The sequence below is a fragment of the Nisaea sp. genome, assembly GCF_017640745.1.
Lineage (GTDB): Bacteria > Pseudomonadota > Alphaproteobacteria > Thalassobaculales > Thalassobaculaceae > Nisaea.
On the sequence record NZ_JAEPQA010000013.1, the window covers coordinates 49,571 to 69,875 of the forward strand.

25 protein-coding genes are annotated in these 20,305 nt (G+C 64.0%); 3 read left to right on the plus strand and 22 right to left on the minus strand.

Features of this window, described 5'->3' with window-relative positions; translation table 11 throughout:
- Positions 1–38: 38 nt before the first annotated feature.
- Positions 39–203 (minus strand): DUF1328 family protein, encoded by a 165-nt coding sequence (locus tag JJ959_RS10755; RefSeq protein ID WP_292883295.1) that lies wholly within the window; start codon positions 201–203, stop codon positions 39–41.
- An 89-nt stretch (positions 204–292) separates the two neighbouring features.
- Positions 293–1,096 (minus strand): response regulator, encoded by an 804-nt coding sequence (locus tag JJ959_RS10760; protein ID WP_292883297.1) that lies wholly within the window; start codon positions 1,094–1,096, stop codon positions 293–295.
- Positions 1,097–1,236: 140 nt separating this feature from the next.
- Between JJ959_RS10760 and JJ959_RS10765 the strand changes: the two genes are divergently transcribed.
- From JJ959_RS10765 to JJ959_RS10775, 3 genes are read left to right on the plus strand one after another with little or no spacing between them, the layout of a single operon-like run.
- Positions 1,237–1,440, plus strand: a complete 204-nt coding sequence (locus JJ959_RS10765) for a NepR family anti-sigma factor (RefSeq protein WP_292883300.1) — start codon at positions 1,237–1,239, stop codon at positions 1,438–1,440.
- Positions 1,437–2,012, plus strand: a complete 576-nt coding sequence (locus tag JJ959_RS10770) for an RNA polymerase sigma factor (RefSeq protein ID WP_292883303.1) — start codon at positions 1,437–1,439, stop codon at positions 2,010–2,012. Before JJ959_RS10765 ends, JJ959_RS10770 begins: the two co-directional genes overlap by 4 nt.
- A 58-nt stretch (positions 2,013–2,070) precedes the next feature.
- Positions 2,071–2,970, plus strand: a complete 900-nt coding sequence (locus JJ959_RS10775; protein WP_292883306.1) for a diacylglycerol kinase family protein — start codon at positions 2,071–2,073, stop codon at positions 2,968–2,970.
- Positions 2,971–3,009: 39 nt separating this feature from the next.
- Here the strand turns inward: JJ959_RS10775 and JJ959_RS10780 are convergent, their stop codons facing one another.
- From JJ959_RS10780 to JJ959_RS10875, 20 genes are all read right to left on the minus strand, one after another.
- On the minus strand, positions 3,010–3,450 hold the full coding sequence (locus JJ959_RS10780; RefSeq protein WP_292883309.1) for a hypothetical protein: 441 nt from the start codon (positions 3,448–3,450) through the stop codon (positions 3,010–3,012).
- A 3-nt stretch (positions 3,451–3,453) separates the two neighbouring features.
- Positions 3,454–3,801, minus strand: coding sequence for a hypothetical protein (locus JJ959_RS10785; protein ID WP_292883312.1), 348 nt, complete (start codon positions 3,799–3,801; stop codon positions 3,454–3,456).
- Between the two features lie 92 nt (positions 3,802–3,893).
- Positions 3,894–4,781: a PRC-barrel domain-containing protein gene (locus tag JJ959_RS10790; protein ID WP_292883314.1), complete on the minus strand. Its 888-nt coding sequence runs from the start codon at positions 4,779–4,781 to the stop codon at positions 3,894–3,896.
- A gap of 179 nt (positions 4,782–4,960) precedes the next feature.
- Positions 4,961–5,911, minus strand: a complete 951-nt coding sequence (locus tag JJ959_RS10795) for an OmpA family protein (protein WP_292883317.1) — start codon at positions 5,909–5,911, stop codon at positions 4,961–4,963.
- Positions 5,912–6,170: 259 nt separating this feature from the next.
- The gene (locus JJ959_RS10800; protein WP_292883319.1) at positions 6,171–6,341 is read right to left on the minus strand and encodes a hypothetical protein; all 171 of its coding nucleotides are present in this window, start codon (positions 6,339–6,341) and stop codon (positions 6,171–6,173) included.
- Between the two features lie 61 nt (positions 6,342–6,402).
- Positions 6,403–7,437 carry an AI-2E family transporter gene (locus JJ959_RS10805; RefSeq protein WP_292883322.1) on the minus strand — a complete coding sequence of 345 codons (1,035 nt, stop codon included), beginning with the start codon at positions 7,435–7,437 and terminating at the stop codon, positions 6,403–6,405.
- A 79-nt stretch (positions 7,438–7,516) separates the two neighbouring features.
- Positions 7,517–7,711, minus strand: a complete 195-nt coding sequence (locus tag JJ959_RS10810; protein WP_292883324.1) for a PLDc N-terminal domain-containing protein — start codon at positions 7,709–7,711, stop codon at positions 7,517–7,519.
- Between the two features lie 78 nt (positions 7,712–7,789).
- Positions 7,790–8,470, minus strand: a complete 681-nt coding sequence (locus tag JJ959_RS10815) for a DUF6064 family protein (protein ID WP_292883326.1) — start codon at positions 8,468–8,470, stop codon at positions 7,790–7,792.
- A complete protein-coding gene (locus tag JJ959_RS10820) occupies positions 8,470–9,405 on the minus strand; it encodes an aldo/keto reductase (protein WP_292883329.1) in 936 nt (311 codons plus the stop codon). The genes JJ959_RS10815 and JJ959_RS10820 overlap by 1 nt, the downstream gene beginning before the upstream one ends.
- Positions 9,406–9,431: 26 nt before the next feature.
- Positions 9,432–9,893: a DUF3237 domain-containing protein gene (locus tag JJ959_RS10825; RefSeq protein WP_292883332.1), complete on the minus strand. Its 462-nt coding sequence runs from the start codon at positions 9,891–9,893 to the stop codon at positions 9,432–9,434.
- A gap of 1 nt (position 9,894) precedes the next feature.
- Complete coding sequence (locus JJ959_RS10830) at positions 9,895–10,767, minus strand: amidohydrolase family protein (protein ID WP_292883334.1); 873 nt, start codon at positions 10,765–10,767, stop codon at positions 9,895–9,897.
- A gap of 11 nt (positions 10,768–10,778) precedes the next feature.
- On the minus strand, positions 10,779–12,599 hold the full coding sequence (locus JJ959_RS10835; protein ID WP_292883337.1) for a feruloyl-CoA synthase: 1,821 nt from the start codon (positions 12,597–12,599) through the stop codon (positions 10,779–10,781).
- Positions 12,596–13,072, minus strand: a complete 477-nt coding sequence (locus JJ959_RS10840; protein WP_292883340.1) for a MarR family transcriptional regulator — start codon at positions 13,070–13,072, stop codon at positions 12,596–12,598. Before JJ959_RS10840 ends, JJ959_RS10835 begins: the two co-directional genes overlap by 4 nt.
- On the minus strand, positions 13,069–13,845 hold the full coding sequence (locus tag JJ959_RS10845; RefSeq protein WP_292883343.1) for a crotonase/enoyl-CoA hydratase family protein: 777 nt from the start codon (positions 13,843–13,845) through the stop codon (positions 13,069–13,071). Before JJ959_RS10845 ends, JJ959_RS10840 begins: the two co-directional genes overlap by 4 nt.
- A 9-nt stretch (positions 13,846–13,854) precedes the next feature.
- Positions 13,855–14,619, minus strand: a complete 765-nt coding sequence (locus JJ959_RS10850) for an SDR family NAD(P)-dependent oxidoreductase (RefSeq protein WP_292883344.1) — start codon at positions 14,617–14,619, stop codon at positions 13,855–13,857.
- A gap of 14 nt (positions 14,620–14,633) precedes the next feature.
- On the minus strand, positions 14,634–15,947 hold the full coding sequence (locus JJ959_RS10855) for a TRAP transporter large permease (protein ID WP_292883347.1): 1,314 nt from the start codon (positions 15,945–15,947) through the stop codon (positions 14,634–14,636).
- 3 nt (positions 15,948–15,950) lie between these two features.
- Positions 15,951–16,526 carry a TRAP transporter small permease gene (locus tag JJ959_RS10860; RefSeq protein WP_292883350.1) on the minus strand — a complete coding sequence of 192 codons (576 nt, stop codon included), beginning with the start codon at positions 16,524–16,526 and terminating at the stop codon, positions 15,951–15,953.
- 70 nt (positions 16,527–16,596) lie between these two features.
- Positions 16,597–17,640, minus strand: coding sequence for a TRAP transporter substrate-binding protein (locus JJ959_RS10865; RefSeq protein ID WP_292883353.1), 1,044 nt, complete (start codon positions 17,638–17,640; stop codon positions 16,597–16,599).
- A gap of 125 nt (positions 17,641–17,765) precedes the next feature.
- Entirely contained in the window at positions 17,766–18,545 is a 780-nt protein-coding gene (locus JJ959_RS10870; RefSeq protein WP_292883356.1) for an FkbM family methyltransferase, read from the minus strand.
- A gap of 142 nt (positions 18,546–18,687) precedes the next feature.
- Complete coding sequence (locus tag JJ959_RS10875; protein WP_292883358.1) at positions 18,688–20,301, minus strand: AMP-binding protein; 1,614 nt, start codon at positions 20,299–20,301, stop codon at positions 18,688–18,690.
- Between the last annotated feature and the right edge of the window lie 4 nt (positions 20,302–20,305).

Here is a 20,305-nt window from a genome sequence, read left to right on the forward strand (position 1 = left end):
TCGCAGCGCCCGCTTTGGCGACCGGGCCGGCTAATTCACTAAACCCGCCTGAACAGCCGCGCCAGAAGCGAGACCACGAACAGAACGAGGAACAGGAAAAACAGAACTTGTGCGATACCGGCACTGGCACCAGCCACACCTCCAAAACCAAGAACGCCTGCAACTATCGCGACAAGAAAGAAAAGAAGAGCATAGAAAAGCATAACAGCCTCCATTGTCTTGATAGAGTAGAAACGCTTTTCTTGCCTTTTCGTTCCGCAATCGCTGGAATTTTCGGCTGTGCGGCGTCAAATCATTCAGCGGCCGCCGCCGGAACCTCCCGCATGAAGAACAGGGCCTGACTGATCAGCGCCTTGACCATGTCCGGGTTGAACGGCTTGGTGACCAGGAAGGCCGGCTCCGGGCGCTCGCCCGTCAGGAACCGCTCCGGGAACGCGGTGATGAAGATCACCGGAATATTGCTGTCGGTCTTCAGGATATCGTTGACCGCGTCGATCCCCGAGCTGCCGTCGGCGAGCTGGATATCGGCCAGAACCATCTTCGGCTTCGTGCGTGCGAAAAGGTCGACGGCCTCGGAATGGGTCCGCGCGATGCCGGTGACGTTGTGACCGAGGGATTCGACCATCTGCTCGATATCCATCGCGATCAGCGGCTCGTCCTCGATGATCATGATGTCGGTCTCGACCTGGCGGGAAATCTCCTGAGACGCTTCGTTGAGCAAGGCGCCGACGCCTTCTTCGTCCCGCCCAAGGATCTCACCGATCTCGGCATGGGAGAAACCTTCAATGACGGCCAGAAGAAACGCCTGGCGGGCCACCGGCGGCACCGCGGCGAGATTCGCCGCCGCGCGCTTTTCCCAGGCATAGGGCGAGTCCTTCGGTTCGATCTCGATCGGAACGGAACCGAACAGGCGGGCGAAGAGTTTAAACAGGGACACGCGGTCGCTGGATGTTTCCGGGAAGCAGGAAACGTCGGCGATCAACGCCTCGAGGGTTGCCGCCACGTAGGCGTCCCCGGACGTCTGCGACCCGCTGACAGCGCGCGCATGGCGGCGCAAACTCGGAAGATGCGGAGCGACGCGAGTGGATAAAGACATGAAACGAACTCCCTCAGAGCCCTCGAAACGGGCGGTTCACCGACGTATAACGGGCGGGATGAAAAAAAGTTCCCCGGCATCGGAACTTTTTTGGTTGCCGTGCGTTGTATTGCCGACTGACTCAGGTGGGAAAGAGATCCATGGCCGATACAAACAATACAGAGAACCGGGGACCGGCCCCCAGCGGACCGCCCCGTGACAATGACATAAACGCCCAGATTTCCGGGAAATTGCGGGAGCTTTATGATTCCGTGCGCGAGGAGGCGATCCCCGACCGTTTCCTCGACCTGCTCGAGAAACTCGACGAGGCGGAACAGAAATCCAAGCTGGCGGTGAAGAAATGAGTGCGGACCGATCGACGGACGGCGCCGCTGCCGCCAGTTTCAAGCGCGACATGATTGCGGCATTGCCCAATCTCCGCGCCTTCGCCGTATCCCTGATCGGCGCCTCCGACAAGGCCGACGATCTGGTTCAGGACACGATCATGAAAGCCTGGGCAAAGCAGGACAGCTTCACCCACGGCACGAACATCAAGGCCTGGCTCTTCACCATCCTGCGCAACGAGTTCTACAGCCAGATGCGCAAGCGCGGCCGCGAGGTGCAGGACAGCGAGGGCACGTTTACCGAGCGGCTCTCCGTTCATCCGGAACAGTACGGTTCGCTCGACATGCGGGATTTCCGACGGGCGCTCGACACCCTGCCGGAAGACCAGCGCGAGGCGTTGATTCTCGTCGGGGCCTCCGGGTTCTCCTACGAGGAGGCCTCTGAAATCTGCGGCTGTGCCGTCGGAACCATCAAGAGCCGGATCAACCGGGGGCGGCAGAAACTGCAGGAAGTCCTCTATATCGAGGGTCCCGCCGACTACGGTCCGGATGCCGTTTCCGCTCCCGTCACTTCCCAGGCCTTCGTCGCCTGATCCCGGCGTCGTTCACGCCAAGCACGGGTTTGACCCGCCCACCTTCCGGAGACCTCAGATGCGCGTCGTTGCAGTCCTGAACCGCGACGGCGGCACCTTCAAGACGACGGACATGGAGTCCTATTGCGATACCCTTCGGCGGAGCTTTTCCGCGAGGGGAGGCGAGATCGACTGCCGGCCCACCTCCGGCAAGGAGATTGTCGATGCGCTCGAGGACGCGGCCGGCGAGGACAAATACGACGCCCTGATCGCTGGCGGTGGCGACGGTACCGTTTCCGCCGCGACTTCGATCGCTTGGAAGAAAGGCAAACCGCTCGGCGTTCTCCCCGCCGGGACGATGAATATGTTCGCCCGCGCTCTCGGCCTGCCGCTCGACCTTGAGCAGGCTGCCGATGCATTGGCCGAGGCGGATCAGAGCCCCTGCGATATCGCCACCGCCAACGGGCGGCCCTTCGTGCACCAGTTTTCCGTCGGCATGCAGCCCCGGATCATCGGGGACCGCAACAGCTTCCAGTACTATTCCCGGATCGGGAAGATGATCGCGGGCCTGCGGGCGACGCTAGCGACCTTTCACCGGCCACCAGCCTTCCCGGCCAGGATCGCGACCGATGACGACCGCCTGGAGGGCCGCTACAGCCTTATCGTCGTCAGCAACAACCTCTATGGCGACGGGCATCTGCCTTACGCGGACGACCTTTCCGGGGGCGCCCTGGGCCTCGGCCAGGCCGCCCCGCTGAAACCGCATCAGAACCTCCAGCTGATTGCCGATTTCGTCATCGGCAACTGGCGCGCCAATCCCGACTTCGAGATGGCGCCGGCACGCTCTGTCACGCTCGAGTTCCCGAAGCTGACGCGCAAGGCGAAAGCCACGATCGACGGCGAACTGGTCAGGCTGGAAAAAAATGTGGAACTGAAGATCCACCCGGGCGCGCTCACGGTCCTCAAACCGAAGCCGTAAAGGTACGAGGAGGGGGCGGATCGGAGAGCCGATCGCGCTTCAGTCCGCCTCGCCTCCACCAGCTTCCGACCCGTCATGACCGATCGCGAAATAGGCCAGCGCTGCGCCCGCCGCAGCCATCACGGCGAGATTGGAACCCTTGAGCATCGGCAATGCAGGGAGTGCGGTCGAGACCGTTTCGGCACTCGCGCGCCGCACCTCGGCCTCGCGCCGACGCTCCGTCGCATTGATCGCCATCGCGATTGCGGCAACCACGACCGCAAGGGCGGCCGAAACCACCCCCACCACCGCGAGCGCACCAGGCAAACCGAGTTTACCGGCCAGCCAGAGCGTGCCCGCAATGAGACCCGCGCCGTAGGCCGTCGTCCCGAACACGCCGGAAACCGCGGCGAGAACCAGGTTGCGCCGCGTTCGGGCCGCGAGGCGCTCCGCATTCCAGGCCGCGATCCGTCCGACATGGGTTGCAAGACGTCCGATCACGGCCTAGCGCCTGATCAGATAGCCTGCGACGAGACCGATCCCGGCCGCGATCGCGATCGAGCGAAGAGGACGCTCCCGCACACCGGTGCTGACGCCGTCCTCGATCCGTTTCAGATCGTCCCGGACGCGGCGCGCAGCGGCACCCGACCTTTCGGCGGCCTTCGACGCCATGTCCTGGCCGCGCACCTTGGCCTCGCCGGCCTTGCTCCGGCCGAGATCGGCGAAGCTGCCCGCAAGCGCCGCGACATCCTCGCGCAGCGCGGCGAGCTGGCTCTCGATATCTTCCTGGGAAGCGTTCTTTCCATCCGATGCCTTCTTGGCCGTGGTGGCATTTGCCTGAGCGGTCGCCATGATGGTCTCCTTTCGGGTCTGGGGAAAAGTGCGGGGGCCGGATCGGGCCGGCACCCCGCCGCCGGGACTGTCGCCGGCAGTTGCATGCTCGATCAGCGCAGGATCATGATGTCCGGATCGTTGTCGTAGGCCTCGGACCTGAAGGCCGGATGGGCCTCGAGCTGCGCCTGGGTGAAGGGCATTTGGATCACGATGCCGCCATCCGCCCGGTCCATCATCACCCGGCCTGTACCGGAACCGAGGGCTACGCGCTTCTCGCCGATGCCAAGGAAACCGCCGACATCGACGACATAGGCTTCGACCCGGTTGCCGTCAGCCAGCAGAACCCGGCTGATCTCGCCGATATCCTCCTTGTCGGCACCGAAGACCGGCGCACCGACCAGTTCCTGCGGCTGGACCGTCGCAAGGTCCACCGGCATCAGGTCACTGTCGTCCGGCATGTAGCCGCCGAGGGCCTTCTTCGTATCCGTCTTGAACTCGCTGAACGCCTTGTCGACGTCTTTCATGTCCGGCGCCGAGATGCTGAGTCCGGTGAGCTTCTCGAACTTCTTGCGATCATATTCCGGCGCGGCCTCAAGCTCGGTCCTGGAGGCGTTCACGGTAAGCCGGCGGCCATCCTCCAGCGGAATCCAGACGAGACGATCGATATCGACCGCGACGTCCTTCTCACCGATACCGAGTACGCCGCCGACACCGATCACGGTCGCCACGACGATGCCGTCCGTGGTCATCACGATATCGTTGATGTCGCCGATCGGTTCCGCGTCGCTAGAGGCGGAGTTGTAGACCGCCTGCCCGATCAGTACCGAGGCCAGGATCTGGTCGCGCTCCACCTTGTGGTAAGAGTTCGCGCTCGCGGCGCTTCCGGCCTTGGCTTCATTGTCGAATACAACCTTGCCAGTTGCAGCGCCGGACGGCACGCCCCCGGACAGAACCACGGCGGCGCTCAATGCAGTCGTCGCAAGAAGATTACGGATCATAACTTTCTTCTCCTCATTGAATAAAATTTCTACGTCTCTGAATTCAAAACGCATCTTTGAAACAACATGCGCGTTCAATGAGGAAACGCCGGAAGCCCGTTTATTGTTCCTTTTCTATTGCACAAAAACAAAAACCCCCGCGGCAAGCGCGGGGGTTTTCGCGGTCGAAAGTTTTTATTTTATTGCGGAACAACCGCAAGCGACTCCGTCTTGGTAACCTGGCCACGGGCGATGATAACCACGCGCCGGTTCAGCTCTTCGCGCACACCATCTCCGAGATCGACAGCCGGCTCGCCCTCGCCTTCCGGCTCGACTTCCAGCTTCTTGTAATCGCCGAGGTTCATGCCCTGACGGCCGAGCTCGGTCCGCACAGAACGCGCACGCTCAGCCGAAAGCTTCATGTTGTAATCCGCGGGACCGGAGGTATCCGCATGCCCTTCGATATAGAGGGTGACGACCGGCTGGATGCCTTTCATCTCGGTAACGAAAGCGTCGATCTTGGCCTGCTCGGCCGGACGGATCGAGGCGCTGTCAAAACCGAAATAGACGGTTTCGCGGGCGACCTCCTCGACGACCGTGGTCACCGTGGTGGTCTTGGGCGCCGGCTTGGCCTCGGACACCTTCGGTTGCATGGCAAGATCAAGGGCCGCCATAGCCGCGTCGAATTCCTGCTTACAGGCGGCAATGTGCGCCGGCTGATGGCCTTCTTCCTGCTGCTCGACCCAGCAGTCGTATTTCGCTTGGGCGTGGGCGGCCTGTTTCGGCGCCGTGGTCCGCGCGCCCTTGTCGAACAGGGCCATCATACCGGCACGGGCCGTTTCAAGCTCACGCAGCTTGAGCGAGTCCTCGATGCCCCACTCTTTCGGGTCGGACGGCATCGGAGTCTGGCCCTTCGCGGCCATCATGCCTTTCTCGGCATGGTTCTCCGCATCGAACCAGTCATACATCTCGTCGGCCTCGTAGATCGTGAGATCCTTGTACTCGCGCACCAGGTTCGCGCGGAAATCATCGCCGGCCGGAGCTTCCTTCCGGATCTCCTCGACCTGTTCGAAGAAAATGTTCGCGTCCGCATTGGCCGGAACAATGGCCAGAAACGCCACCGGAACGGTGCTGAGAAGATACTTTTTCATGATTGCCTCCTGAAACGATCAAACAACTTTGCGGTATTCAGAATACGACCCGGTCAAATGCGGGACGCCTTCCATCTGATTTCCTTTGTCCGGTCTTCTCGAACCCGACACACTTAGAAAACGTCAGACTGAATAAATTGTTCCCGAATGATTTATTGTTTTCATAAAAATAAAAAACAGCCGCGATGCTTGCGGCTGTTTTATTACTAATCTATTATTTTCCACTTCGATGTAAACAGATCGACAGACAGATTGATTTTTACTTGTCGGTCGCATCCTCGATCGCATCGCCGGCCTGCTCGACGGTGTCGTCAATTTTTTCGCCAAGCTGCTCGGCGGGGCCCTGGCGGTCACAAGCCATCAGGCCGAGCGATCCGGCAGCGACGAAGGCAATGACCAGAAGAGTGCGCAGCTGAAGGGGGATATTCATCACGGAGTCCCTTTCGTCCTTGTGAGGGTCAGCGGCGCGGAAGCGCCCGCTTTCTAATGACTCAACGCCCGGTCGGGGAATTGGTTCCGCCGGTCTTGTTTCCCGCCGCGAAATCGTAGGCCAGCTTGCCGAAGACGGCGATCGGAGCTGCCAGGAACGCCCCAGGCATGCCCCAGCACCAGGTCCAGAACAGCATGGAGAGGAAGACCAGGATCGGATTGAGGGTCATCTTCCGCCCCATCACGACGGGGGTTACCGCATAGCATTCGACCGCATTGATCATGGCGAAGGCGGCCGGCGCCGCCGCGATCTGGAGCGGCGCCTCGAAACTCGCGATTCCGGCAAGGGTCAGCACCGCGATCATTGCGAACGGACCGACGAACGGCAGGAAATTCAAGAAGAAAGCGAGCACGCCCCAGATCGCCGGATTGGGCAGGCCGATCGCGAACATGGCGAGCCCGGTCAGCAGCCCCACGGCGAGATTGATCGCCGTCAGCGACCGGACATAGGTAGAGAATTTTTCCTGCACCGCGTTCATGAAGGCGACGAAGCGGCTCCGGTCGGAGACCCGGCGTACCAGGGCACGCACCGTCTTCCGGCCCTGCGCCAGCAGCATGTAAAGCAGCCCGAGGGTGATCGCCATCTGCGCGAAGGTGAGCCAGGTGTAACTGGCAAGCTGCTCCAGCATGGACGGGCCGCGCACCACGACCTCGGCGTCGTTGGCGCCGCCGTTGTCGGCCATGTTCTTGATTTTCTCGGTGGCCTCGGACGCCTGCTCGATTGAGTGCCGGAGGCCCCAGAACTCGCGCTCCAACTTGCGCAGCATGGCCGGTAGTTCGTCGAGCCAGTAGCCGGCGGGTTCAGTGAGCTGGAACAGGGCGAACGCGCCGGTGCCGATGAGCCCGGCAAGCACGACCAGCGCGCCGAGCCAGTCCGGCAGGCCGACAGACTTCATGGTCCGGACGGCCGGATAGAGAATGACGCTGAGAAAAAGCGCCAGGAAGACCGGAAGGAAAAGCTCGGACGCGAGATAGAGTATCGAGCCGGCCGCGAACAGAAACAGTCCGATGACGGCGACGGACTCAGCGTCGCGCATGCACTGTCTCCACGCGGCCGGCTCGCCCCCTACTCCGTCAGGGCTGGCGGATCGGTCAAGTAACGACATTTCGGCCCGTTCAGGCCGTCACATTCGACGTAAGGCGCGGACCGGCGAACAGCCAGATCAGCAGACCGATGACCGGCAGCAGAACGATCAGCAGGATCCAGACGAGTTTGTTTATGCCCGGCTCACGGCTCGCGAGCACCTGGATGATGGCGTAGATATCGGCGATCAGAACGACCAGGCCGAACAGGCCAGAAAAGAGTTCCATTGGTCCCACTCCGGAAAATTTCTCTCTGTCCGGAGAACGCGCGGATGGGGATATGGTTCCGGAAGCGCCGCCGGTTGATCAGGACAGATGGGCCCGACCGGCCCGCCGAGGGACGAGACAGACCAGCAGAGAAGCGACGACCGCGACCGGAAGAACCCAGGCTTCCCAGGTACCCAGCGTCGCGAGCGTCGCCCAGCTGGCAAGGCACCAGCCGAGCGGCAAGATAGCGAGTATCGCGGCGCGCGGCGTCCATCCCGCAGCGGCCACGGCCCCGAGCGTCACGATTGCGGTCGGGTCGGGGGTGAGGGCAAACAGCTCGCCGCCGCCGATCGGGCGTCCTGCGACCACCGAGAGGAACGGGTGCAGGAAAATGCCGTAGGCAGCAAGCATGGCTCCTGCAGCGCGCTGCACCCTGCTCCTGCAGGGCCGCAACGCGTCTCCATATATCCCGAGCGCGCCCAAAAGAATTGCCTGGGCGAGAAAAACCCAGACCAGATCGCCCGCGAGCCAGTTGATCGTCGCGTAGCGGGGCAGGAAAGCGACTGCGCAGACCGTCCATGCCAGCGCCACGAGGCCGGCGATCACGCGTCCTGACCAGTGTCGTTGACGGAGCATTGCGAAGAGAACCATCGCCCCGGCGGCCAGCGCTGCAATCTGGCCGGGCCAGAGCGCCGCGTTGTGCAATTCGAACAGGCGCCAGTAGACCTCCTCGGAGAACAGCAGGAAGTCCTCCGGGCTATAGGTCAGCCAGATCTCCATCACACATCCCGGATGAAGGCGGAGAGACGCTCTCGCGTGACGGCATCGAGCAGCGGTCCGGTTGCGGCAGCGACATTCTCTCGCGCATGGTCCGGTTTCGTCGTCGCCGGGATGGGAAGGGTCTCCGCCGGTGCCGACAGGATGAATTTCAGAATTACCTGCGCCCAACTTGAAGCACCGGTTTCCGCCGCCCAGTCCGGAAGTGGCATGCGCTCAAGGCGCCGGGTCAGGTCGCCACGGCGGAACGGGCGGTTGACGATCACCGCAATCCCCCGCTCGCGCGCCAGCGGCAGGATGCGCTGCTCTATCTCGCGGTCGACGGGATTGTAGGTCACCTGAATGAAGTCGAGATTCCGGGAGCGCATCACCCGCTCGAACAGGTCGTGCCGCCGTCCATGCGAGGTGGTGATCCCGAGATAGCGGACCTGCCCGGCCTCCTTCATCGTCGCGAGCGTGTCGAGATGCGCCTCCCAGCCAACGAGATTATGCACCTGCACCAGATCGAAGCGCGGGACCCGCCAGTAAGCGCGCGACTGTTCGATCTGCGCCGGCCCCTCGCCCGTGTCACCGGTCCAGACCTTGTCGGCGGAAAAGACATCGCCCGTCCGGCCCAGTTTCTCCAGTCCCGCGCCGATCACGTCCTGCGCAGAACCGTACATCGGCGAGCTGTCGATGATCCGTCCGCCAGCCTCGAAGAAGGCGCGCATCACCTCCGCCGAGGAGGCGCGCAGGACCGGATCGTTCCCGACATTGAAGGTGATCCAGCTTCCGAGGCCGACCGCAGGCACGCGTTCTCCCGAGGACGGGATCGTGCGCATCAGCGACGCGGAAGCGCGCGCATTTCCGGGAATAAGCGGGATCGACAGTGCGGCGGCGGCGCCGGCAAGAAAGCGGCGGCGGGTCGCGCCGGGAAGAGGCGGCTTCGGATCGGTCATACCGAATATCTGGGCCGCCGGCGCCTTCAGGCAACCGCGAACAGCGCGATTTCGACGGCAGACGGCAGACGCGCGCCGGTGCCGACGAAGAGCGTCCGGTTGACCCAGTCGTAGCGCGGGTCGCCGGTCTCGAGATGCGCGGCGGTCCGCATGTAATATTCGTCCGGATCGACCGCCTCGCCCGCCGCGAGACGCTCGATCACGGCCTGCGGCCCATGCCGGAACCCCTTGTTCACGACCTCGATCAGCGCCCCGTCCGGGGTCTCGAAGGCATAGCGCGCGTCGAGAAAGGCGCAGCCGTCGTCATAGATTGTCTGCCAGTCCGCCCCGACATTCAGGATCGTGCCCTGCAGCTCCGGTCCCTCGACCCGGCCGCCGACGATCGGAATGATCCGGCGCTTGCCGGCACGGCCTCGGCCGAGCTCCCGGATCGGTGAGAGTTCCACCGTCAGCGTGCAGACCGGGCGAAGGCCGGGCGCCGCGCGCATCTCAGACGAACCCGAGCAGGCGGGCGGCGTTGTTCTTCAGGATGTCCGGCCGGATCTCGTCCTTGATGCTGATCTGTTCGAAATCGGCAAGCCAGCGCTCCGGCGTGATCATCGGCCAATCGGAGCCGAAGAGGACCTTCTTCCGGAGGATCGAGTTGCAGTAGCGCACCAGGATTTCCGGGAAGTATTTCGGGCTCCAGCCGGAGAGGTCGATATAGACGTTCGGCTTGTGCTGGGCGACGGCGAGTGCCTCCTCCTGCCAGGGAAAGGAGGGGTGCGCGAGGATGATCTTCATCTCCGGAAAATCGACCGCGACGTCGTCCATATACATCGGGTTGGAGTATTTCAGCCGCATCCCGTTGCCGCCCGGCATGCCGGAGCCGACGCCTGTCTGTCCGGTATGGAAAAGCGCGATGCAGCCCTCCTCCGCGATCGCCTCGTAGAGCGGATAGGCCATGCGGTCGTTCGGGTAGAAGCCCTGCATGGTCGGGTGGAACTTGAAGCCCTTGATACCGAAATCGCAGATCAGGCGGCGCGCCTCGCGCACGCCCATCTTGCCCTTCCAGGGATCGATCGAGGCGAAGGGGATCAGGACGTCGTCGTTTTCCGCCGCGAGTTCCGCCACTTCCTCGTTCTTGTAACGCCGGTACCCGGTCTCGCGCTCGGCATCGACCGGGAAGATCACCGCGGCGATGTTCTGCTCACGGTAATGCTGGGCCGTCTCCGGCACGGTCGGCGGATGGCTCCAGGGCGCGCGGAAATATTTCGCCATGGTGGCCTGCAGCTCGTCATAGCCGTCGTCGGTATGACAGCCGCAGGGCTCCTCGGCATGGGTATGGATGTCGATCGCGCGGACCTTGGAGATATCGACCATGGTTGCTTCCTTCAGATCCTTGTGACGGCAGGATCGCCGTCGTCATAGAGCCGTTCGAGCAGCGCGGCGCGGCGCTGCAGGATGCGGCGAAAATTGAGATTGCCCTTGGCGGTCATTTCCGCCTCCGGCATCGAGGCCGGCTCGGCGAGCACGATGGCCCTGCTCACCCGGGTCGAGCTGCCGGAAATCGCACGCGCTCTGGCGGCGAGCCGGCGATGGATGTCTCCGAGCAGCAGCTTGTCGGTCAGCGCGCCGGCCTCTTCCGCAAGAGAGTAGCCCTCCCGCTCCAGTTCGGCGAGGTTCGGGAAGATCATCACCCCGATCTCGTTCCGGTCGGCACCCGTCACAACGAGATCGGCGGCCAGCGGCGCGAGACAGGAGAGCACATCGATGCGGAGCTGCGCCGCCCTGACCCAGGTGCCCGTCAGTAGCTTGAAATCCTCCGAGACCCGCCCGTCGAACCGCAAACCGCGGTTATGGTCCGATGCGTCGACGAAGGTCACGGCGTCACCGGTGATGAAGAAGCCCTCCTCGTCGAACGCCTCCTTCGTCTTCTCCGGCGCCTCGAAATAGCCGGGCATGATGGTCGGCCCCTTGACCCGGATCTCGCAGCGCATGTCGGCGTCGGGGATCAGCTTCACAATGACACCGTTCAGCGGCACACCGACGACGCCGGAGCGTTCCGTCGGCTCCATCTGCATCAGCGCGGCCGGCGCGGTCTCGGTGAGCCCCCAGGAAGAAGTGATCAGCGGCACCTCGCCCTTCACCTCGGATGCCATGCGTTCCAGCCCTTCCCAGACCTCCTGCGGCAGGGAAGCGCCGGCATAGAAGATCAGGTCGAGATCCTCGAAGAAGCGCTGGCGGAGATCCGCATCGTCGGTCAGCGCCTTGAGCAGCATGGAAAAGCCGACCGGGACGTTGAAGGAGAGCGTGCCGGGCATCAGCGAAAGGTTCTCCACCGTGCGCTCGAAGAGCCCCTTCACCGGCTTGCCGTCGTCGATATAGAGGCTGCCGCCGTTCGCCAGCATCATGTTGAAATTGTGCGAGCCGCCGAAAACATGGTTCCAGGGCAGCCAATCGGTGATCCGGGGCGGACGCTTGCGCAGAAACGGCAAGGCGTCGGCGATCTGCGTCTGGTTGGTGCACATCATCCGATGCGTGGTGAGCACGCCTTTCGGGTCGGACGTGGAGCCGGACGTCATCAGGATCTTGGCCACGGTATCAGGGGTCACCGCCGCGAAGGCGGCATCGACCTCGCTCCCGGCCCTCGCCTTGAGGAGATCGTCGAATGCGGTGACGCCCGTGCGGCCGCCGGTGCGGCTGGCAACGATCTCGATCCCGTCGAAGATGTCGAGGTCGAGGGCCTCTCCGTACTGCACCGCATCCACCGTATAGGCCATTTTCGGCTTCACCAGTTCGACAGCATGGCGCAGCCGGTTGTGGGCACCGTGCACGAGCGAGTACTGCTCCGCCACGGGCACGATGGGCGCGCCGATGTACTGCGCCGCCAAAGCCAGCAGCCCATGATCGACGCCCGCGCCGGAGAGCACCATGATCGGGGTTGTTGCGTCCAGCCCGCGCTCCAACAGCGCGCCCGCAAGCGCCCGGACCTTTTGCAGCGCCGAACCGTAGCGTTCCTCGCGCCAACCCGCACCACTGCGTTCGGCGAGAAACACCCGGTTCGGCGCCTCCCCGGCCCAATGGTGCAGCCAGTCCCCGGTGCACCTCACCACTGGGCCAAGCGAATAGGCCGAGCGCAGGCGAATACTTCCGTCCGGCCTGTCCTCTCTCTCGGATTTGTGCGGTTTGAAATTGCTCGCCCGCTTGATCATGCGACTGCTCCGGAACGGATCAACGCCATCGCTTCGGCGACGGTCGCGCGTTGCTCGGGAGTCAGCCGCTTCAGCACCCGCGCCTCGTGCCGTTCCGCCGCTTTCATCGCCTTCTCGCAGAGCCGCCGCCCCGCGAGGGTCACGTTGAGCGCATAGGTCCGTCGGTCGGTTTCCAGACGGTCGCGGGTGATCAGGTCGCGGCGCTCCAGCTCGTCGACGATGACCACGAGATTGGGCCGTTCGATATCCATCACCGCGGCGAGCTGCGACTGGCTGAGGCCAGGATTGTCCATGATCAGCACCAGCGCGGTGTAGGAGGTCATGCGCAGATCGAAGGGCTTCAGGGTTTCGGCGAGATCGGACCGGATGACGTTGAAGGCGCGCTTCATGCTGTAGCCGAGGAAACGCTCAAGCGCGGCATCGGAAACCTCCGCGTCCGCCGGCGGAACGATGGCGGGCTTCGCTCCGCTCATGCCCCGCCTCCGAAGCTCGGCGCCCGCTTCTCGAGAAAGGCTGCGAGCCCCTCGATCGCGTCCGGACTGGTTTGGGTCAGCGCCGCGCAGAGACTTTCGGTGAACAGCCCGTCGGCCTTGGACATGTCCTCGATCCGGGCCAGCGCCTGGATCATGATGTAGTTCGACAGCGGCGCGTTCGTCGCGATCTTGCCGGCCAGATCGAGCGCCATATCCAGCGCCTCACCTTCGCCGACGGAATAGTGGGTCAGACCCAGCACCAGCCCCTCCTCCGCGGAATAGCGCCTCCCGGTGAGCATCATCTCGATCATCCGGTCGGCGCCGAGGATGCGCCCGACCCGGACGCTGGCACCGCCGCCGACGAAGATCCCGCGCCGCCCTTCCGGCAGCTGGAAGATCGTCGAGGGCTCGGCGATGCGGACATGGGTCGCGGTCGCCAGCTCGAGCCCACCGCCGATGACCGCGCCGCTCATGGCGGAGACCACCGGCAGGCCGCCGAACTGCACCCGGTTCATCACCTCGTGCCAGGCGCGGGAATGACGCATCGTGCTTTCGGCATCGCGCGCGACATGCTCGCTCAGATCGAGACCGGAGCAGTAATGCTCGCCGGATCCTGTCAGCACCGCCGCCTTCACGCCCGCAGGCGGCGCCTTGAAAAAACCGTCGATGGCGTTCAGCAAAGCGTCACTCATCGCGTTGCGCTTCTCCGGCCGGTTCATCGTCAGCAGCGCGATCTCGCCGCGCGTCTCGATCTTCAGGACGGGCTCGCTCATGGGCTTTCCTCATCGCCGGGGCAGCCGCACCGCCCCGTCGAGGCGGATGGTCGTGCCGTTCAGATAGGGGTTGGTAATGATCTGCCCCGCGAGCAGGGCATATTCCTCCGGCTGGCCGAGGCGGTCCGGGAAGGGAATGTTCTCGGTGATTTTCTTGGTCACCTCCTCCGGCAGACCCTGCATCATCGGGGTGTGGAAGAGGCCCGGCGCGATGGCGACGACCCGGATGCCGAACTGGGCCAGCTCCCGTGCCGCGGGGAGGCAGAGCGAGGCGATGCCGCCCTTGGACGCGGCGTAGGCCGCCTGACCGAGCTGGCCATCCTCGAACGCGACGGACGCGGTATTGACGATGATCCCTCGTTCGCCGCCATCCAGCGGCTCCAGTGCCGAGATCAGACGCGCCGCATGGCTCATCACGTTGTAGGTGCCGAACAGATTGACCTTCAGGGTCCGCTCGAAGACGTCGATGGAGAGCTTGCCCTCGCGGCCGACGATGCGGGCCGCGGTGCCGATCCCGGCGCAGTTCACGACGACGCGCGGAGCCGCCCCGAGGTCTCCTGCAACGCTTTCCAGCGCGGCGCCGACGGCCTCTGCGTCGCTGACATCCACCTTGCGGAAGACTCCGCCGATTTCCTGCGCGACGGCACCGCCGCGCGCGTCGTCGAAATCGAGGATCGCGACCTTCGCCCCCTCGGCGGCCAGATGGCGGGCCGTCGCGGCCCCGAGGCCGCTTCCGCCGCCGGTGACGATGGCCGCATTCCCGTCGATGCGCATGGCTCGAATCTCCGTCAGGTGAGCAGGAACAGCGTGATCGAGGGGAACAGCACCAGCAGGATCACGCGCAGTATGTCGGAGGTGACGAACCAGAGCACCGCCTTGTAGGTCTCGGCGATCGGCGTCTCGCGGTCCATCACGTTGATGATGAAGAGGTTCATCCCCACGGGCGGGGTTATCAGCCCGACCTCGACGACGATCAGCACCAGGATGCCGAACCAGATCGCCATATGCTCAGGGCTCATGCCGAAATCGAGCTGGCTCACCACCGGGAAGAAGATCGGAATGGTCAGCAGGATCATCGAGAGGCTGTCCATCAGGCAACCGAAGATCAGGTAGAAGACCAGGATCAGGCTCAGCACCGCCCAGGGGCTGAGGCCCTGGCCGACGACCCAGGCGGAAAGCTCCTGCGGCACCTGGCTGAGCGCGAGGAAACTGTTGTAGAGCCCGGCGCCGAGGATGATGAAGAAGATCATCGCACTGCTCTGCGCGGTGGTGATGATGCTTTCCTTCAGGCTCTCCCAGGTGAGGCTGCCCTTCGCCAGCGCCACGAGCGCCGTCCCGGCCGCGCCGACCGCGGCGCCCTCCGTCGGGGTGAACCAGCCGAGATAGATGCCGCCGACCACGAGACCGAAGACCAGCAGCACCGGCCAGACATGGAGCAGCGCGCGGAAACGCTCGTCATACTCCACCGGCTCCCGGGTGCCGGCCGCCTCCGGATGGCGGCGGACATAGAGCGAGATGGTGATCATGTAGCCGAGCGCGGCCAGCAGGCCGGGCACGAAGGCCGCGGCGAAGAGCTTGGCGATGTTCTGCTCGGTCAGGATGGCGTAGATCACCAGGATCACCGAGGGCGGGATCAGGATGCCGAGCGTGCCGCCCGCCGCCAGGGTCGCTGTCGAGAAGCCGCCGGAATAGCCGTAGCGGCGCAGTTCCGGCAGAGCGACCTTGCTCATGGTCGCCGCCGTCGCCAGAGAGGAACCGCAGATCGCGCCGAACCCGGCGCAGGCGCCGACCGCCGCCATCGCGACGCCGCCGCGCCGGTGCCCGAGCCAGCTTTCCGCCGCCTTGAAGAGGGCGGAGGACATGCCGGAGACGGTGGCGAACTGCCCCATCAGCAGGAACATCGGGATGATGGTCAGCGAATAGCTGGAGAAAGTGGTGTAGGTCTCCGACTTCAGCTTCGCCATGAACATCGCGGTGCCGCCGGTCGCCAGATAAAGCCCGCCGATGCCGCAGAGGAACATCGCGAGGCCGATCGGCGCACGCAGGAAGATCAGGATCAGCAGGACCGGAAAGGACCAGAAGCCGAGTTCAAGCGGGCTCACGGATCAGTTCCCCCCGATGGCAAGCGGGCTGCGGCCGGAGACCAGCGCAACCACGCGCGAAATGGCGACAAACAAGGCGATGAGGCTGGCGATGACGGCGGCACCGAAGCTCGCGCCGTAGGCCCACCAGATCGGGAACTGCAGAAGGAACGTGGTCTCGCCGTTACGCAGCTTGCCCTGGAACCCCTCGAACAGGCGCCAGGCGATCAGCAGCACGATCAGGGTGAAGGCCACCTCCCAGAAAACGATCAGGAACCGGTTCACCCGGCCCGGGAACTGATCCGAGAGAATGTCGACCGTCGCATGGCCACCCTTCAGCTGACAGATCGGCAGAAAGGCAAAGATCGCGAATGCGATCCCCGCCTCGACCAGCTCGAAATCTCCCGTCACGGGCGCGACGCCGGTCGCCAGCAGGGCCTCGCCCAATGCCGGGAAAAGCTCCGACAGAAAGGCGCTGTGGCCGAAGGTGTTCAGCCCTCGTCCGAGCACACTGAGACAGGTGACGGCGATCAGCGCCAGCAGCACGGCGCCCCCGAGCAGGGCCATGAAACGGGCGAGCCTCGTCGCGATTGCGGACATGGAGAGAGCTCCGGAAATTTCCTGGAAAGCGAGAGAGCCCCGGACCGTTCTCCGGTCCGGGGCGGCGGGGCTATTGCGCCGCCGTGTGCTTCTTGATCAGGGCCGTCGCCTTCTCGAGCAGCGCGTCGCCGTCGAGGCCCTTTTCCTTCATTTCCTTCAGCCAGGCGGCCTTGACCGGCTCCGCCGCCGTCTTCCATTCCGCGACCTGCGCCGCGGTCAGGGTGGTGATGCTGTTGCCCCGGTCCGCCGCAGCCTTCCGAGCCGGAGCGTCGTCGCGCTGCATCTGCGCCCCGGCAAAAGCGGAGAACTCGATGCCGGAATTCTTGTCGATGACCGCTTTCAGGTCGTCCGGCAGGCTGTCCCACTTGTCCTGGTTCATCGCGAAGATGAAGGTCGTGGTGTAGAGCACGTCGTCGCCGAACTCGGTGTGGTTGCCGACCAGTTCCGGCACCTTCAGGGCGCCGGTCACTTCCCACGGAATGACGGTCGCGTCGATCACGCCCTTGGAGAGTGCTTCCGGCACCGCCGGCACCGGCATGCCGACAGGCGTGGCGCCGAGCGTCGAGAACAGCATGTTGGTCACGCGCGTCGGCGCGCGCAGCTTCACACCGTTCAGGTCACCGACCGAGGTGATCGGCGACTTGGAATGGATGACGCCCGGACCGTGGACCCAGAGCCCCAGGACCTTGAAGGCCTTGAAGTCGCTGTCCATCATGGTTTCCTGGGCGAGTTCCCAATAGGCCCGCGAGGTCGCCTCGGCGTTGGTCATGGTGAAGGGAAGCTCGAAGACCTCGGCGCGCGGGAACCGGCCCGGCGTGTAGCCGGAAACGGTCCAGATGATATCGGCGACGCCGTCGATCGCCTGGTCAATCAGCTCCGGCGGCTTGCCGCCGAGCTGCATCGCCGGAAACCGCTGGATCTCGATACGGCCGTTCGAATCCGCCTCGACCTTGTCGGCCCAGACATGAAGAATGTTTTTCGGGACATTGGCCTGCGCCGGCAGGAACTGGTGCATGCGCAGGGTCACTTCGGCGGCCGACGCCACCCCGACCCCGAAGGCGAACGCGGCAACGGCCGCGACCGCACGGGTCACGCTCACGCGGATAAAGGTCATGGTTTCCTCCCCATCTGACCGGTCTTTGGCGGAGGCTTGGGCGCCCCTCTTCCAATTAGTTATTTAACATAACTAAATTCACCACGGAACGGCAGATTTCACGGATGGGTATCGCTGGACGGCCGCTACAGCGCTTTTTTTCCGACCATGACGGGGCCTTTATGAAAAATCAGGCATTCGTCGCTGATGTCGTGCTCGAACATCTGCTGCAGGAGTTCCCGGATCTTGTCGCCACGCTCGACCCGGCTCAGTCTCGGGCTGTACATCGTCCCGAATGCCGACAGAGGCCGAAGAAATTCCTCGACATCGATATCCGAGACGTTCTGCAAGTGATGCGGTATGAATTCGATGCCAAGTGTCGCCGCCTTCGCGAGGGTGTTCGGCATTCCCTGCAGGGCAGCATGTTCGGAGCCCTCGATATCCATCAGAACGAGATCGAAACTCTGGTCCGGGAAGAGCGCATCCACGGTGTCGCATTCGACGCTGATGACCTGCGCGTCCTTGTCGAGATAGCTCTCCAGATTGTGTTTCGGCAGCACCTTGCTGCCGCCGCTGAAATTCACGTAGTCGATGAATTCGATTTGGCCCCTGCCCGCGCCGACGGCCCGGTTCAGCAGAACGACGTTCTCGAGCCCGTTGAGCGCGATGTTCCGCTGCAAAAGGGCAAATGTTCTCGGATTGGCCTCGATCGCAGTGACCCGCTCGACGCGCCGCGCGATCGGCACGGTCATTGCGCCGATATGCGCTCCAAGGACCAGTACATGCCGGGCCGCCTGCAGAAAGATTTCGAGTGCCTCGAGTTCGCTTCTCCCGTATTCACCGTGCCGGCGTAGCGCCTGCGAAACGGAACGGTCTCTCGGATCGGTCGCAAATCGGCCGAAGGGCGTTTCGACGATGTCACTCATAGGCTGAAGGCATCAGGCGGCTCGCTGCAGATTCTCCATGGGTTCTTAGCCGCAACCGGCACCCTCGGCCAGCCATTCATGCATCCCGGAGCCGGAGCGGCGACAAGCTCGGAAGAGACTGAACACCCCACACCGGTTTGGTTCAGTGCTTCAGCCGGAACCGCTGGATCTTGCCGGTCTGGGTCTTCGGCAGCGCCTCGGTGAAGACCACCGAGCGCGGATATTTGTATGGCGCGATCGTCGCCTTGACGTGGCCCTTGAGCAGTTCCGCCTCGGCGTCGGACGGCTCCACCCCCTCTGCCAGCACGACATGCGCCTCGACAATCTGCCCGCGCTCCGCGTCTGTCGCGCCGACCACCGCACATTCCGCGACATGGGGATGGGCGAGCAGCGCCGCCTCGACCTCGGGTCCGGCGATGTTGTATCCGGCGGATACGATCATGTCGTCGTTGCGGGCGGCGAAGTGGAAATAACCGTCCTCGTCCTGGACGAAGGTGTCGCCGGTGATATTCCAGCCGTCCTGCACGTAGTTCGCCTGCCGCTCGTCGGCGAGATAGCGGCAGCCGGTCGGGCCCTTGACCGCGAGGCGGCCTGGCGTGCCGCGCGGCACCTCGTTCATCGCCTCGTCCACCACCTTCGCCTCGTAGCCGCCGACCGGCCTGCCGGTGCAGGCCGGATGGGCGTCGCCGAAGCGGTTGGTGATGAAAATGTGCAGCAGCTCGGTCGAGCCGATGCCGTCGAGCATCGGCTTGCCGGTCTTCTTCATCCACTCCTCGAAGACCGGCGCCGGCAGGGTCTCGCCGGCGGAGACCGCGCAGCGGAGCGAGGAAAGGTCCGCCCCCTCTTCCATCGCCCTCAGCATGACCCGGTAGGCGGTCGGCGCGGTGAAGCAGATTGTGGCTTTGTAGGTCTCGATGATCTCGATCATGTTCGGCGGCGAGGCGGTCTCCAGAAGGGTCGCGGTGGCGCCGAAGCGGAGCGGGAAGATCGCGAGCCCGCCGAGCCCGAAGGTAAAGGCGAGTGGTGGGGAACCGACGAAAACGTCGTCCGGCGTCACGTTCAGCACTTCCTTCGCGTAGCCGTCCGCGATCATCAGCAGGTCGCGGTGGAAATGCATGGTCGCCTTCGGCGCACCCGTCGTGCCGGAAGTGAAGCCGAGCAGCGCGACGTCGTCGCGGCCGGTTTTCACCGCCTCGAAGCGCACCGGCTTGCCAAGGGCGATCCGGTCGAGCTCCGCGTCGTGGTTGGCGGTGCCGTCGAAACCGACCACCGCCTTGAGGAACCTGCTGTCCTTGCCGCAGGCGACCAGCTCGTCCATCAGCCTGGTGTCACAGAGCGCGAGGCCGATCTCCGCCTTGTCGACGATCTTTGCAAGCTCGCCCGACCGCAGCATCGGCATGGTGTTGACCACGACCGCCCCCGCCTTGGTCGCGGCGAGCCAGCAAGCGACCAGCGCCGGGTTGTTGGCGGAGCGGATCAGCACCCGGTTGCCCGGTTTGACGCCGTAGTCCTCGACCAGCGCATGGGCGAGCCGGTTGGTCCAGTCGGTCAGTTCCTTGTAGGTGCGCTGGCGGCCGTTGCCGATCAGCGCCACGTTGTCGCCGAACCCCTTGGCAACCATGTCATCGGTCAGCACCTTGCCGACATTGAGATATTCCGGATAGGGAAAGCCCTCGAGCAGGTAATGCGGCTGCAGCGGACCGGGCGGCAGGTTGTCCCGCGTGAAGGTATCGATATGCCCGCTCGGTCCCAGCATGATC